The sequence below is a fragment of the Pseudomonas sp. MS01C9 genome, from assembly GCF_058202755.1.
Genome location: NZ_CM177073.1, coordinates 5,380,108 through 5,394,666 on the forward strand (window position 1 = coordinate 5,380,108; position 14,559 = coordinate 5,394,666).

The following is a 14,559-nucleotide window of genomic DNA, read 5'->3' on the forward strand; positions in this document are numbered from 1 at the left end:
TCCAATGTCCGTAGCAGTACCTTTGCGTTTTCGCCCGGCCGTTGCCGGCTGGCGTCCGCTGTTGAACCTGAGCCTGATGCTGAGCCTGAGTGCCAGCCCATTCTTCATCGCCACCAGCCAGGCCGAGGATGCGTCCCGGCGCAGCTACCAGGTGCCGGCCGGCAGCCTCAGCGCCGCACTGACCCGGTTCGCCGGTCTGGCGGGGGTCAACCTGTCGGTGGATCCGTCCCTGGTCAGCGGCCGCAACAGCCCCGGCCTCGCGGGCGAATACGGTGTTGAGGAGGGCTTTGCCCGTCTGCTGCAGGGCTCCGGCCTGCAATTGCAACCGGTGGGTGAACAGGCCTATGTCCTGGTGCCCGCGCCGGAAGGCAGCAGCCTGCAACTGGCGCCCACCTCGATTCTCGGAGCCGGTGCTACCTCGGGAGGCGACGTGTATGCCGGCGGCCAAGTGGCGCGTCGTGGCTCACAGGGCTTGCTGGGCTCGCGGGACTTCATGGAAACGCCGTTCAGCATGACCACCTACACCAGCGAGACGGTAAAGAACCAACAGGCGCGGACCCTGGGCGACCTGATCGCCAGCGACCCCTCGGTTCGTTCCACCAACCCGGCGGGTGGCCGCTATGAGCAATTCACCATCCGTGGTTTCAGTCTGTTCAACAGTGATGTGGCCTACAACGGTCTCTACGGTGTCTTGCCGACATACACCATCGACATGGAAATGGCCGACCGGGTCGATATCCTCAAGGGCCCGACCCAACTGATCAACGGAATCTCGCCACGTGGCAGCGTGGGCGGCGGCATCAACGTGGTGCCCAAGCGCGCGAGCGACAAGCCCATCACCTCGTTCACCGGCAACTACGCCTCCAACAACCAACTGGGCGGTGCGGTGGATGTCGGTCGGCGGTTCGGCGAAGACAACAAGTTCGGCATCCGCTTCAACGGCGTCAAGCAGTCCGGCGACACCGAGTGGGACCACCAGAGCGTGGATCGGGAGATGGCCGTGCTGGGCCTGGACTTCCGCGGCGAACGCCTGCGTCTGTCCACCGACATCGGTCATACCGAGCGCGATACGGATGCACCGCAGGAGCGCGTACAAGTGGGCGCCAATGCCCAGGTTCCCCATGCCAGCGACGTGCGCGACAACTATGCGCAGCCCTGGACCAAGGCGCGGACCAAAGACACCTTCGGTACGGTGAACGCCGAATTCGATGTCAACGATGCCGTGATGCTGTATGGCGGTGTCGGAGCGCGTAAAAGCAACCATGACTTCCTTCGCCATAACGTCTCGGTGAGCAATGACGCCGGCGACTTCACCGTTCAGCCACGGGATTTCACCCGGGACGAAAATGTCCGGACGGCCACGGCCGGGGTTCGCAACTGGTTCCACACCGGGCCGGTGAGCCATGAGGTCAACCTGGCCGCCAGTTATTTCTACATGGACTTCACCAATGGCGGCGCCCGCTATGCCAACGGCCGCAGCAACCTGTACGACCCGGTACAGACCCCGACCCCCAGCAGGCCTACGCGACAGGACGACAAGGTCTACACCGAGAACCACTTCAGCGGCGTGGCATTGTCCGACACCCTGGGCTTCTTCGATGACCGGCTGTTGTTGACCCTCGGTGCCCGGTGGCAGCGGGTGGAGGTGGATGACTGGACCAACCATGTCAAAGGCGACACGGCCTACGATGAAGAGAAGGTCTCGCCGTCGGGTGGCCTCCTGTTCAAGGCCACCGACAGACTGTCTTTGTATGCCAACTACATGGAAGGCCTGAGCCAGGGCAAGATCGCACCGTCGACCTCGATAAACGAGGACGAGATTTTCCCGCCGTTCATCAGTCGCCAGGTCGAAGTGGGGGCCAAGTATGACGCAGGTCCATTCGCCTTGACGGCGGCGCTGTTCCGGATCAAGCAGCCGGCCTATGCCACCGATGCCACCACCCGTGTCTTCGGACCCAATGGCAAGCGCGAGAACAGCGGCGTGGAACTGAGTGTCTTCGGTGAGCCGATCAAGGGCACCCGCCTGCTCGGAGGTGTGATGTACATCGACAGCGAGCTGACCGATACCACGGGCGGCGCTTTCGATGGCAACCGGGCCCCGGCCACCCCCAAATACAACGTCAACCTAGGAGCCGAGTGGGACGTGCCGACGATGCAGGGCCTGACCCTGACCAGTCGCGGCATCTATTCCAGCTCGCAATACCTGGACCAGTCCAACGTCAAGGAAATCGACTCCTGGTTCCGTTTCGACGTGGGCGCCCGCTATACATTCAAGGTCGACGAGAAGAACATCACCTTGCGCGCCAACATCGAGAACGTGGCGGACAAACGCTACTGGAGCTCGGCCGGTGCCTCGGACGACAGCGAACCAGGCTTGACGCTGTCGACGCCGCGCACCTACCTGCTGTCAGCGACCGTCGATTTCTGACCCGTCGTAGAGCTCCAGGGAGGGAGCCATTTCCAGGCGTCAGCATGGGGGGAGGGCTGTTCGGTCGCGGCGTGAAACAGGCCCGCCAGGCACCCCGTCAATCAGGTGTCGCGGAACAGGTCGTGGGCGTCCAGCAGTCGCCAGGCGATTTGCGGACGTTTCTCCAGCGCGCGGCGAATGGCAGCGGGGATCGACTGGCGAATCTTGCGGCACAGCCCCGGTTGCGGCTGGAATTCGATGACGATGCCGCGCATGGTCCTGACTTCGTTGTAGCCCGGCTCTATGGTCAGGCGTACCCCGAGATTCTCATACAGGCGCTGCTGCAACCGTTCCAGTTCGGCCAGGTCCTGGATGCTTTCCAGGCGTTCGAGCAGGCGCTTTTCTTCCTGGCGGTTCAGGCAAAGGATGCGCAAGTCTGCGCCGGGCGTTTCCAGCAACGCATCGCGGCCGCAATCGCAAACGCCGGGCGGGCAGGGGGGACGGATCGGAATCGACGCGGTCATGGGCTCCACAAACTCTGCGACACAACGCAACTGCCGCCGGATCTGCCGGCGGCCCTGGCAATGTGATGCCTGATGGTATCGGGGTCAACCCCGTCATCAGGCCGCTTGTCTGTCGCCGGGCACGATCCGCTCGTCTGTTTCTGCCTCGATTCGAGCGAATCCTTGCGCGGCAGCGCCCCCAGTATCTCGGCATGGGCGGCTGCATTGCGCTCCCCATCGAGTATATCCACGGCAACGAACTGATGGTGGGGGCGGCGTCGAGGCGTGTGCCGCCAGCCGCTACGTTGCTGGCTTCCTAGCCGGCCGCCAGGGACCGTTGCCCGCGAGCAACGGTCCCTCGCAGCAGCGTTTAAGGACTACAGCCCCAGCTCGGACAGGCCCGGATGATCGTCCGGGCGGCGTCCCAGCGGCCAGTGGAACTTGCGCTCGCTTTCCTTGATCGGCATGTCGTTGATGCAGGCATACCGGTTGCTCATCAGGCCCTGTTCATCGAATTCCCAGTTCTCATTGCCATAGGAGCGGAACCAGTTGCCCGAATCGTCGTGCCATTCGTAGGCGTAGCGCACGGCGATGCGGTTGTCGGTAAAGGCCCAGAGTTCCTTGATCAGGCGGTAATCCAGTTCCTTGGCCCATTTGCGCGTCAGGAATGCCTTGGCTTCTTCCCGGTTATGGGCGAACTCGGCGCGGTTGCGCCATTGGGTATCCAGGGTATAGGCAAGGGATACCCGCTGCGGGTCACGGGAATTCCAGCCATCCTCGGCCAGGCGGACTTTCTCGATGGCCGATTCACGGGTAAAGGGCGGCAACGGTGGACGAACTTCAGCGCAAGATGACATGGCAAATCTCCAGTGGGGTGATGAATCAAGTTCACAAAGTTCAACGGGGCAGGTTTATTGCTTCTTTTCCAACAACAACGTGTGCAGCATGTCCTGGGCATCATCGGCGGCACTGTGATCGCCCATGACCAGCGCGACCGTAATGGCGCCATCAATCAGGATCAGCAGCTGCCGGGCCAGGGCGTCCGGGTGCTCGACGCCTTGTTCGGTGCAAAGTCGGGTGACGTAGTCGAGCAGTTTCTGTTTATGCAGCTTCGCCACCAGGCGGACCGGGTCTTGCGGGTCGCCGGTTTCGCCGCTGGTATTGATGAACGCACAGCCGCGAAAGCCCTCGCTCTGGAACCAGCCCTTGAGCACGGTGAACAGGTTGGACAGGCGTGCGGCCGGGGTCGGGGCCTTGTCGACCTCGGTGCTGAACCAGTGCATCCAGCGTTCGTCCCGTCGCTTGAGGGCGGCCACGATCAGGTCGTCCTTGTTGGCGAAGTAGCGATAAACGCTTTTCCTGGAGACGCCGGCGGTTTTCACCAGCAGATCCATGCCGGTGGCCGCGATGCCACTTTTATAGATCAACTTTTCGGCGACATCGAGGATGATGTCTCGTGTGTCATTGCTAATGATTTCATTCATGGGGTAGACAGTAGAACGATCGTTCTCCTTGGTCAAATGTTTTTTTCATGACGACGGGAAGACCCGGCCTCGTCCATGGTGTAAGCTCGTCCGTTCTTTGGAATCGATCTTATTGCGAGCCCTATGCCGTCGCTTTTCAAACGCCCCTTGCTGCCCAAGCTGCGCAGCTTTGCACTGACTGCCGATGCCGTGGCCATCCTCGATGGCCCGGCCGAATTCCGCCGCTGCCTGCTGGAGAAGATCGCCCAGGCTACCCGGCGCATCTACATCGTCGCCCTGTACCTGCAACAGGACGAGGCCGGCCAGGAAATCCTCGATGCGCTGCATGCCGCCAAGGCCGCGCGTCCCGAACTGGAAGTGGTCGTGGTGGTGGACTGGCTGCGGGCCCAGCGCGGGCTGATCGGCGCCAAGAAACAGCCGGGCAACTCGGCGTGGTACCAGGAGCAGACGCGCACCCATGCCAGTGAAGTGCCGATCTACGGCGTGCCGGTGCAGACCCGCGAGCTGTTCGGGGTGCTGCACCTCAAGGGGTTCGTGATCGACGATTGCGTGCTCTACAGCGGCGCGAGCCTGAACAATGTGTACCTGCACAAGTTCGACAAGTATCGCTACGACCGCTATCACCTGCTGCACAACGCCGCCCTGGCCGACTCGATGCACCATCTGGTGCAGCACGGCCTGATCGCGTCCAAGGCCGTGCACCGCCTGGACCTGCCGAACCTGCCCAGCACCCGCAGCCTGCGCAATGACATCGGCGACCTGCGCAGCCGGCTCAAGCACGCGGCCTACGACACCAGCGCCGGCAGCCTCGACAGGCACGGCCTGTCGGTCAGTCCGTTGCTGGGGGTGGGCAAGAACAATCCGTTGAGCCGGGTCATCGTCGAGCTGATCGCCAGCAGTCGTCGCCAACTGACGATCTGTACCCCGTACTTCAACCTGCCCCTGGGGCTGACCCGCGAGATCAACCGAGCCCTGGCCCGTGGCGTCAGGATCGACATCATCGTCGGCGACAAGACCGCCAACGACTTCTTCATCCCGCCGAGCGAGCCGTTCAAGATCATCGCCGCGTTGCCCTACCTGTATGAGATCAGCCTGCGGCGCTTCGCCAGGCGGCACCAGCGCTACATCGACAGCGGCCTGTTGAACCTGCACCTGTGGCGCGATGGCGACAACAGCTATCACCTCAAGGGCATGTGGGTCGACGAGCGCTATACCTTGCTGACCGGCAACAACCTCAACCCCCGGGCCTTTCGCCTGGACCTGGAAAACGCCTTGCTACTGGACGATCCCAAGGGCGAGCTGCTGGCACCACGCCAGGCCGAACTCGAACAGATCTACCGGCACACTCATCGGATCGAGCGCTACCTGGACCTGGAAGCTTTGCCGGATTACCCGGCGGCGGTGGCCAAGTTCCTCAAGCGGGTCAGCCGTGTGCGGATAGAACGGCTGCTCTACCGGATCCTGTGAACACTGGCGCCATGTCCGAAAAAGACACCATCTCCATCCAGTTGGTGCGCGAAGCGCTGCTGCAAAGCTGCGCCCCCGGAGCGGCCACGGATGAAGTGCTGAACAAGGTCGGCATCGAGCCCATGTCGCTGGATGATCCCCAGGCCCGGGTCCCGGCCGATGCCTATGCGCGGCTCTGGCGGTTGCTGGCCAGGCGACTGGACGACGAGTTCTTCGGCATGGACCCGCGCCGGCTCAAGTCCGGCAGCCTGGCCTTTCTCTGCCAGTGCGCCATGGCCCAGCCCACCCTGGCCGCCGGGTTGACGGCAGGGCTGGGGTTCCTGTCGCTGATGCTCGAACACTTGCCGGCGCAGTGGACCCGCCAGCAGAGCCTGGCGGAAATCGTCCTGCTGGAGGACGACCGGGAGCCACGCCGGGCCTTCACCTATTTCACGTACTGGATGATCGTCCATGGCGTGACCTGCTGGCTGGCCGGGCGGCGCATCCCGATTCTTTCCATCGAACTGCGTTGCCCGGCGCCGGATTTCTGCGACGACTACCGCGTGATGTTTTCCCAGAACCTGCGCTTTGACCGGCCACGGACCCGGATGATCTTTGCCGCCGAATGCCTGGACCAGCCCATCCGGCGCAATGCCGATGAGCTCAAGCGCTTTCTCGCCCGCGCCCCGGCCAATATCCTGGTCAAATACCGCGACCCGCAAAGCCTCGCCAGCCGTATCAGGCACGACCTGCGCCAGCTGCCCGCCGAACAGTGGCCGGAAACCGAGGCCCTGGCCCAGCAGCTCTGCGTTTCCGCCTCGACCCTGCGTCGACGCCTGGCGGAGGAAGGGCAGACCTACCAGGGCCTCAAGGACAGCGTGCGCAAGGAACTGGCGATTGCCTGGCTGGCCGAGCCTTCCATCAGTTTCGTGGAGATCGCCGCGCGCCTGGGGTTTGCCGATGCCAGTTCGTTCTACAAGGCGTTTCGCAAGTGGTCCGGGTCCAACCCCGGGCATTATCGAAGCCTGATCCTCAACGAACCTCACTGATCGTCGATCCCGCGACTATCGGCCTGGACGCATTGAATCCGCTTACCCCAGGGCGTTCTTGCGGTGCGCCCGTGCTGGCGATCCGGACCATGGCCAAACCAGTCATGCAACTTGATGGCTTTGACCATTGCCGCCCCCTCCCTTCGGCGCGAGTATTTGCCTGTTTACGGTTCCCCCACCAATAAAAAGTACAGAGGGATTCTGGTCATGCGCGATTACTCGTCCGCCACGTCGCAGTTCGATTACCTGAACACCGTCAATGCCGCGTTGCACGGCTCGCTCGAAGCGATGAACGCTTGCGTCGAATGTTGCGACCGGCATGCCTTGCCGGGACGCATCGCCTTGTTCTGGGAGGGACGCGACGGCAGCGACGCGACCTGGACCTACCGAGACCTGCAGGACAACGCCGCGCGTTTCGCCAATTTCCTGCTGGCCCAGGGCGTGGGCAAGGGCGACAAGGTGGCCGGGCTGCTGCCGCGCACCGCCGAATTGCTGATCGTGGTGCTTGCCACCTGGCGTATCGGTGCCGTCTATCAACCGCTATTCACCGCGTTCGGCCCCAAGGCCATCGAGCACCGCCTCGGGAGCTCGGGGGCACGCATGGTGGTCACCGACGCGGTCAACCGTCCCAAGCTCGCTGACGTCGATGGCTGCCCCACGGTGGTGACGGTGGGCGGCGAGAAAGGCCGGGGCATCGTGCGTGGCGACTACAGTTTCTGGGCCGAAGTGGACAACCATTCCAGCCAGTGCGAACCGGTGATGCTCACCGGCGAAGACCCGTTCCTGATGATGTTCACCTCCGGCACCACCGGGCCGGCCAAGGCCTTGTCCGTGCCGCTCAAGGCCATCGTGGCCTTCCAGAGCTACACCCGTGACGCCGTGGACCTGCGCCCCGAGGACGCTTTCTGGAATGTCGCCGATCCGGGCTGGGCCTATGGCATCTATTTCGGTGTGACCGGGCCGCTGGCCATGGGGCATCCGATCACCTTCTACGACGGCCCGTTCACCCTGGAAAGCACCTGCCGGGTGATCAACAAGTACGGCATCACCAACCTGACGGGCTCGCCCACGGCCTATCGCCTGTTGATTGCCGGAGGCGAGCAGTTCGCACGTTCGATCAAGGGCCGTCTGCGGGTCGTCAGCAGTGCCGGCGAGCCGCTGAACCCGGAAGTGATCCGCTGGTTCGCCGATCACCTCGATGTGGTGATCCGTGACCACTACGGCCAGACCGAGCTGGGCATGGTGCTGTGCAACCACCACGGGCTGGAGCATCCGGTGCACCTGGGGGCGGCCGGCTTCGCCTCGCCGGGCCACCGGATTGTGGTGCTGGATGAAAACCAGCGGGAACTGGGGGTGGGGCAGCCAGGCATCCTTGCCATCGACCGCAGCCAGTCGCCGATGTGCTGGTTCGCCGGTTACGAGGGCGGTCCCACCAAGTCCTTCGTCGGCGACTACTACCTGAGCGGCGACACGGTGGAGTTCAACGCCGACGGCAGCATCAGTTTCGTCGGACGCAGCGACGACGTCATCACCACGTCCGGCTACCGCGTCGGCCCGTTCGACGTGGAAAGCGCGTTGATCGAGCACCCGGCAGTGGTGGAGGCGGCCGTGATCGGCAAGCCCGACCCGGAGCGGACCGAACTGGTGAAGGCTTTCGTGGTGCTGGGCGCCCAGTACCGTGCCGCGCCGGAACTGGCCGAAGAGTTGCGCCAGTACGTGCGCAAGCGCCTGGCGGCGCACGCCTATCCTCGTGAAATCGAATTTGTCAGTGATTTGCCGAAGACCCCGAGCGGCAAGTTGCAGCGCTTTATCTTGCGCAACCAAGAGATTGCCAAGGCTCTAGGGGGTGTTCTCAGTTAGTTCCCCCACCGCGCCAGCCCTTCGGGTTGTGTCTTAAAGCGGGCCAGGCTTCGTGGCAGGCCTTGGGAAGGGAACAACCCTTCCCGGCGGCCTGCGCCTTGCCTGGCCCGCTTAAGGCGACAACGCGATGGGGAAAGCAACTGAGAACACCCCCTGGGCCGCGGCGCAGAACGTTACAGCTTGAACCAAAGGAAACCATGATGCAGATCGACAACAAGATTTTCCTCGTCAGCGGCGGTGCGTCCGGCCTCGGCGCGGCCACCGGCGAAATGCTGGTCAAGGCCGGTGCCAAGGTGATGCTGGTGGACCTCAATGCCGACGCCGTGGCCGCTCAGGCCCAGGCACTCGGTTGCCACAGCGTGGTGGCGGACATCAGCGACGAGGCCGCGGCCGAAGCGGCGGTCAAGGCCACGGTGGATGCCTTTGGCGGCCTGAACGGGCTGGTGAACTGCGCAGGCATCGTGCGCGCAGAGAAAATCCTCGGCAAGAACGGTCCGCATGCCCTGGCCAGTTTCAGCCAGGTGATCAACGTCAACCTGATCGGCAGCTTCAACCTGCTGCGCCTGGCCGCGGCTGTCATTGCCGAAACGCAGGCCAATGCCGACGGCGAGCGTGGCGTGATCATCAACACCGCTTCGGTGGCTGCCTTCGACGGCCAGATCGGCCAGGCGGCCTACGCTGCCTCCAAAGGCGCCATCGCCAGCCTGACCCTGCCGGCAGCCCGGGAGCTGGCGCGCTTCGGCATCCGGGTGATGACCATCGCCCCCGGTATTTTCGAAACACCGATGATGGCTGGCATGACCCCCGAAGTGCGCCAGTCCCTGGCCGCCGGCGTGCCATTCCCGCAGCGGCTGGGCAAACCGACCGAGTACGCCGCGCTGGTCCGGCATATCATTGAAAACAGCATGCTCAATGGCGAGGTGATCCGTCTCGACGGTGCCTTGCGCATGGCAGCCAAATAGGAGGTTTTCCATGTCCAACGATCCGATTGTCATCGTCAGCGCTGTCCGCACCCCCATGGGCGGCTTCCAGGGCGAACTGAAAAGCCTGACCGCGCCACAGTTGGGGGCTGCCGCCATCAAGGCCGCCGTTGAGCGTGCCGGTATCGCGCCGGACGCGGTCGAGGAAGTGCTGTTCGGTTGCGTGCTCGCCGCCGGCCAGGGCCAGGCACCGGCACGCCAGGCGGCATTGGGGGCGGGGCTCGACAAGTCGACCCGCTGCACCACCCTCAACAAGATGTGTGGTTCGGGCATGGAGGCGGCGATCCTGGCCCATGACATGCTCGTGGCCGGCAGCGCCGATGTGGTCGTGGCCGGCGGCATGGAGAGCATGTCCAACGCGCCGTACCTGCTCGATCGCGCTCGCAGCGGCTTGCGCATGGGCCACGGCAAGGTGCTCGACCATATGTTCCTCGATGGCCTGGAGGATGCCTACGACAAGGGGCGCCTGATGGGAACCTTCGCCGAAGACTGTGCCGAAGCCAACGGCTTCAGTCGTGAGGCCCAGGATGCCTTCGCCATTGCGTCCACCACCCGTGCCCAGCAAGCAATCAAGGACGGCAGTTTCGATGCCGAGATCGTGCCGTTGCAGGTGATGGTCGGCAAGGAGCAGGTGACCGTGCGCCATGACGAGCAGCCGCCCAAGGCGCGGATCGACAAGATCGCCTCCCTCAAACCGGCTTTCCGCGAGGGCGGTACCGTGACGGCGGCCAATGCCAGTTCCATTTCCGACGGTGCCGCCGCCCTGGTGCTGATGCGCCAGAGCCAGGCTGTACAGCGCGGCTTGAAGCCGTTGGCGGTGATCCATGGCCATGCGGCATTCGCCGACACCCCGAGCCTGTTTCCCACGGCACCGGTCGGTGCGGTGAAGAAGCTGATGAAGAAAACCGGCTGGTCGCTGGATGAAGTCGACCTGTTCGAGGTCAACGAAGCCTTTGCGGTGGTAGGGCTGGTGACCATGGGCAAGCTGGAAATCCCCCACGACAAAGTCAACGTCCACGGCGGTGCGTGCGCATTGGGGCATCCGATCGGTGCGTCCGGCGCGCGGATCCTGGTGACCCTGCTTTCGGCCCTGCGCCAGAAAGGCCTCAAGCGCGGCGTCGCGGCCATCTGCATCGGTGGCGGCGAAGCCACGGCCATGGCTGTCGAATGCCTGTATTAAGGAATGACCATGCTTGCCACTGAAGAACAGACGCAAATCCGCGACATGGCCCGGCAGTTCGCCCAGGAACGCCTGAAACCATTTGCCGCCGACTGGGACCGCGAGCACCGTTTTCCCAGGGAGGCCATCGCCGAGATGGCCGAACTGGGTTTCTTCGGCATGCTGGTGCCGGAACAGTGGGGCGGTTGCGACACCGGTTACCTGGCCTATGCCATGGCCCTGGAAGAAATCGCCGCGGGCGATGGGGCCTGCTCGACCATCATGAGCGTGCATAACTCGGTGGGCTGCGTGCCGATCCTCAAGTTCGGCACCGATGAGCAAAAGACCCGGTTCCTGGCTCCCCTGGCCAGCGGCGCGATGCTCGGCGCCTTCGCCCTGACCGAGCCTCAGGCCGGTTCCGACGCCAGCAGCCTGAAGACCCGGGCGCGCCTCGAGGGCGACCATTACGTGCTCAACGGCAGCAAGCAGTTCATCACCTCGGGGCAGAATGCCGGGGTGGTGATCGTATTCGCGGTGACCGATCCGAGCGCCGGCAAGCGCGGCATCAGTGCCTTTATCGTGCCCACCGACTCGCCGGGCTACAGCGTGGCGCGGGTCGAGGACAAGCTCGGCCAGCACGCATCCGACACATGCCAGATCCTTTTCGAGGACATGAAGGTGCCGCTGGCCAACCGCTTGGGGGAGGAGGGTGAAGGCTATCGCATCGCCCTGGCGAACCTGGAAGGCGGACGCGTCGGTATTGCCGCCCAGGCGGTGGGCATGGCCCGGGCCGCGTTCGAAGCGGCCCGGGACTATGCCCGCGAACGGCAGAGTTTCGGCAAGCCGATCATCGAGCATCAGGCCGTGGCGTTCCGCCTGGCGGACATGGCGACCCAGATCGCCGTGGCCCGGCAAATGGTCCATTACGCCGCAACCTTGCGGGACAACGACCAGCCAGCGCTGGTGGAAGCGTCCATGGCCAAGCTGTTCGCCTCGGAAATGGCCGAGAAAGTCTGCTCCATGGCATTGCAAACCCTGGGTGGATACGGTTACCTCAACGACTTCCCGCTGGAACGCATCTACCGCGACGTACGGGTCTGCCAGATCTACGAAGGCACCAGCGACATTCAGCGCATGGTCATTTCGCGAAATCTTTGAACAGGAGTGCTGCATGAACTACGAAACGATTCTCTTGGAGATCCAGGACCGCGTCGGCCTGATCACCCTCAACCGTCCCCAGGCCTTGAACGCCTTGAACGCGCAGATCGTCAGCGAACTGAACCACGCCCTGGACAGCCTGGAAGCGGACCCCAGGATCGGCTGCATCGTACTGACCGGTTCGAAGAAGGCGTTCGCCGCCGGTGCCGATATCAAGGAAATGGCCGAGCTGACCTATCCGCAGATCTACCTCGACGACCTGTTCAGCGACAGCGACCGCGTGGCCAACCGGCGCAAGCCGATCATCGCGGCGGTGAACGGTTTCGCCCTGGGGGGCGGCTGTGAGCTGGCGTTGATGTGCGATTTCATCCTGGCGGGCGACAATGCCAAGTTCGGCCAGCCGGAAATCAACCTGGGCGTATTGCCAGGCATGGGCGGCACCCAGCGCCTGACTCGCGCGGTGGGCAAGGCCAAGGCCATGGAGATGTGCCTGACTGGGCGTTTCATCGACGCGGTGGAGGCCGAGCGTTGCGGCATCGTGGCGCGGATCGTACCGGCCGACGAACTGCTGGATGACGCCCTGAAGACCGCCGCCCTGATCGCGTCCAAGTCGGTGCCTGTCAGCATGATGGTCAAGGAAAGCGTCAACCGCGCCTTTGAAGTGAGCCTGTCCGAAGGCGTGCGTTTCGAGCGCCGGGTGTTCCACGCGGCGTTCGCCACGCAGGATCAGAAAGAAGGCATGGCGGCGTTCGTGGACAAGCGCGCGCCCCAGTTCCAGGACAAATAACCGTAACCCTGACTGACGCCATCGCGAGCAAGCACGCTCCTGTAGGGGACCCAGGGTGTACGGAACATGTGTGTACACCGCCAGGCCCTGTAGGAGCGAGCTTGCTCGCGATGGGCGGGGGCCGTTCAGCCGGGCAAGCGGTTTCTATTTTTTTGCGGTTAGGTCCTTGTCAATTTCAATATCCAGGTCCTTTTTCAGCGTGCCCGGGTCGCTATACATCGGGCTCTGGCGGCCTCTGTAAACATAAAAGTAATTTGCTGGACCGCCATAAGGGTCGTATTGTCTTCGCCAGATATCCACGCCTCGGTGGTTCTCGACAAGTACATCTCCTGCTTGGTCTGTCATGATTCGGCTCCTGTTCGGCCAAGGCTGGACAGGCCCGTCCAGCCGGCGACCGAAGCCGAGCAGGGACGGACTGATGCAGCGACGAAATCATTAGGACCTGGATGGCGGGAGGTGGCTACTGTAGGAGCTTACAGGTAGCGAATTTTCCAGATGAGCGGCGGCGCAGTCGACGTCTTCATCAACTGCACCCCTGCATCGCAAGCTTGCTCGCAATGCTTCTCCTGCTGTTAAACCAGGTAGTGCTTGAGTTCCCGGGCGATGACCATCCGCTGGATCTCGCTCGACCCCTCATAGATCTGGGTGATCCGCGCGTCGCGGTAGTAGCGCTCCACCGGATAATCTTCAAGATACCCATACCCGCCATGGATCTGGATCGCCGAGGAGCAGACTTTCTCGGCCATTTCCGAGGCGAACAGCTTGGCCTGAGAGGCTTCCGACAGGCAGGGCTTGCCGGCGCTGCGCAGGCGGGCGGCATGGAGGATGAGCAGGCGGGCGGCGTTCAGGCGGGTGTGCATGTCGGCCAGCAGGTTGGCGATGCTCTGGTGCTCGATGATGGGCTTGTCGAACTGCGTCCGGTCCCGGGCGTAGGCCAGGGCCGCTTCAAACGCCGCCCGGGCGATGCCCAGGGCCTGGGCCGCGATGCCGATGCGACCGCCTTCCAGGTTGGACAGGGCGATGGCCAGGCCCTTGCCCCGGGCGCCCAGCAGACTGGCCTCGGCAACGGTGCAGTCGTTGAGGGTGACCGCGCAGGTATCCGAAGCGCGAATGCCCATCTTGTGCTCGGTGCGATCCACGATGAAGCCTGGCGTATCGGTCGGCACCAGAAACGCCGAGATCCCTTTCTTGCCCAGTTCAGGATCCGTCACGGCGAAGACGATCGCCAGCTTCGCCCGCTTGCCATTGCTGACGAACTGCTTGGCGCCGTTGATGACCCACTGGCCGTCTCGCAATTCGGCGCGGGTGCGCAGGTTGTGGGCCTCGGAGCCGGCCTGGGGCTCGGTCAGGCAGAAGCAACCGATGGCCTGGCCGCTCGCGAGCTCGGCCAGCCAGGTCTGTTTCTGTTCGTCGCTGCCGTAGTTGAGTACTGGCCCGCAGCCCACCGAGTTATGGATGCTCATCAGTGCCCCGACGGCGCCGTCACCTGCAGAAATCTCTTCCACCGCCAACGCATAGGCCACGTAGTCGACGTAGGTGCCGCCCCATTCTTCGGGCACCACCATGCCCAGCAGTCCCAGTTCGCCCATCTTTGCCACGACGCTGTCGTCGATCCAGCCGGCCTTTTCCCAGGCCTGGGCATGGGGCGCGATTTCGCCACGGGCAAAGTCCCGGGCCATGTCGCGGATCATCACTTGTTCTTCTGTCAGTTCGAGGTCGTGCATGG

At 63.5% G+C, this 14,559-nt stretch carries 14 protein-coding genes; 8 read left to right on the forward strand and 6 right to left on the reverse strand.

Features of this window, described 5'->3' with window-relative positions; translation table 11 throughout:
- The first annotated feature begins 4 nt into the window (after positions 1–4).
- On the forward strand, positions 5–2,428 hold the full coding sequence (locus AC1M7R_RS24330; protein ID WP_072391609.1) for a TonB-dependent receptor: 2,424 nt from the start codon (positions 5–7) through the stop codon (positions 2,426–2,428).
- A gap of 101 nt (positions 2,429–2,529) precedes the next feature.
- On the opposite strand, the gene AC1M7R_RS24335 is transcribed toward AC1M7R_RS24330, so the two are convergent.
- From AC1M7R_RS24335 to AC1M7R_RS24345, 3 genes are all read right to left on the reverse strand, one after another.
- Complete coding sequence (locus AC1M7R_RS24335) at positions 2,530–2,931, reverse strand: hypothetical protein (protein WP_072391612.1); 402 nt, start codon at positions 2,929–2,931, stop codon at positions 2,530–2,532.
- Positions 2,932–3,287: 356 nt separating this feature from the next.
- Positions 3,288–3,767 (reverse strand): nuclear transport factor 2 family protein, encoded by a 480-nt coding sequence (locus tag AC1M7R_RS24340; protein WP_072391615.1) that lies wholly within the window; start codon positions 3,765–3,767, stop codon positions 3,288–3,290.
- Positions 3,768–3,821: 54 nt separating this feature from the next.
- Positions 3,822–4,394: a TetR/AcrR family transcriptional regulator gene (locus tag AC1M7R_RS24345; protein ID WP_072391619.1), complete on the reverse strand. Its 573-nt coding sequence runs from the start codon at positions 4,392–4,394 to the stop codon at positions 3,822–3,824.
- A gap of 123 nt (positions 4,395–4,517) precedes the next feature.
- Here AC1M7R_RS24345 and pssA point away from each other — a divergent pair, with 123 nt between their 5' ends.
- Together pssA and AC1M7R_RS24355 are read left to right on the forward strand one after the other, a co-directional pair.
- Positions 4,518–5,861 carry a CDP-diacylglycerol--serine O-phosphatidyltransferase gene (gene pssA / locus AC1M7R_RS24350; protein WP_072458776.1) on the forward strand — a complete coding sequence of 448 codons (1,344 nt, stop codon included), beginning with the start codon at positions 4,518–4,520 and terminating at the stop codon, positions 5,859–5,861.
- Positions 5,862–5,872: 11 nt separating this feature from the next.
- Complete coding sequence (locus AC1M7R_RS24355; protein ID WP_103894477.1) at positions 5,873–6,889, forward strand: AraC family transcriptional regulator; 1,017 nt, start codon at positions 5,873–5,875, stop codon at positions 6,887–6,889.
- Here AC1M7R_RS24355 and AC1M7R_RS24360 read toward each other — a convergent pair.
- Positions 6,883–7,017 carry a hypothetical protein gene (locus tag AC1M7R_RS24360; RefSeq protein WP_256573044.1) on the reverse strand — a complete coding sequence of 45 codons (135 nt, stop codon included), beginning with the start codon at positions 7,015–7,017 and terminating at the stop codon, positions 6,883–6,885. The genes AC1M7R_RS24355 and AC1M7R_RS24360 overlap by 7 nt on opposite strands.
- Before the next feature lie 79 nt (positions 7,018–7,096).
- Here AC1M7R_RS24360 and AC1M7R_RS24365 point away from each other — a divergent pair, with 79 nt between their 5' ends.
- From AC1M7R_RS24365 to AC1M7R_RS24385, 5 genes are all read left to right on the forward strand, one after another.
- Positions 7,097–8,749 (forward strand): AMP-binding protein, encoded by a 1,653-nt coding sequence (locus AC1M7R_RS24365; protein WP_490609996.1) that lies wholly within the window; start codon positions 7,097–7,099, stop codon positions 8,747–8,749.
- A 200-nt stretch (positions 8,750–8,949) separates the two neighbouring features.
- Positions 8,950–9,711, forward strand: coding sequence for an SDR family NAD(P)-dependent oxidoreductase (locus AC1M7R_RS24370; RefSeq protein ID WP_072391630.1), 762 nt, complete (start codon positions 8,950–8,952; stop codon positions 9,709–9,711).
- A gap of 10 nt (positions 9,712–9,721) precedes the next feature.
- Positions 9,722–10,909: an acetyl-CoA C-acyltransferase gene (locus tag AC1M7R_RS24375; protein ID WP_092180979.1), complete on the forward strand. Its 1,188-nt coding sequence runs from the start codon at positions 9,722–9,724 to the stop codon at positions 10,907–10,909.
- A 9-nt stretch (positions 10,910–10,918) separates the two neighbouring features.
- Positions 10,919–12,046 (forward strand): acyl-CoA dehydrogenase, encoded by a 1,128-nt coding sequence (locus AC1M7R_RS24380; protein ID WP_072391636.1) that lies wholly within the window; start codon positions 10,919–10,921, stop codon positions 12,044–12,046.
- 13 nt (positions 12,047–12,059) lie between these two features.
- Positions 12,060–12,833, forward strand: a complete 774-nt coding sequence (locus tag AC1M7R_RS24385) for an enoyl-CoA hydratase (protein WP_072391639.1) — start codon at positions 12,060–12,062, stop codon at positions 12,831–12,833.
- A gap of 144 nt (positions 12,834–12,977) precedes the next feature.
- On the opposite strand, the gene AC1M7R_RS24390 is transcribed toward AC1M7R_RS24385, so the two are convergent.
- Entirely contained in the window at positions 12,978–13,178 is a 201-nt protein-coding gene (locus tag AC1M7R_RS24390; RefSeq protein WP_072430993.1) for a hypothetical protein, read from the reverse strand.
- A gap of 227 nt (positions 13,179–13,405) precedes the next feature.
- Entirely contained in the window at positions 13,406–14,557 is a 1,152-nt protein-coding gene (locus tag AC1M7R_RS24395; protein WP_072391645.1) for an acyl-CoA dehydrogenase family protein, read from the reverse strand.
- Between the last annotated feature and the right edge of the window lie 2 nt (positions 14,558–14,559).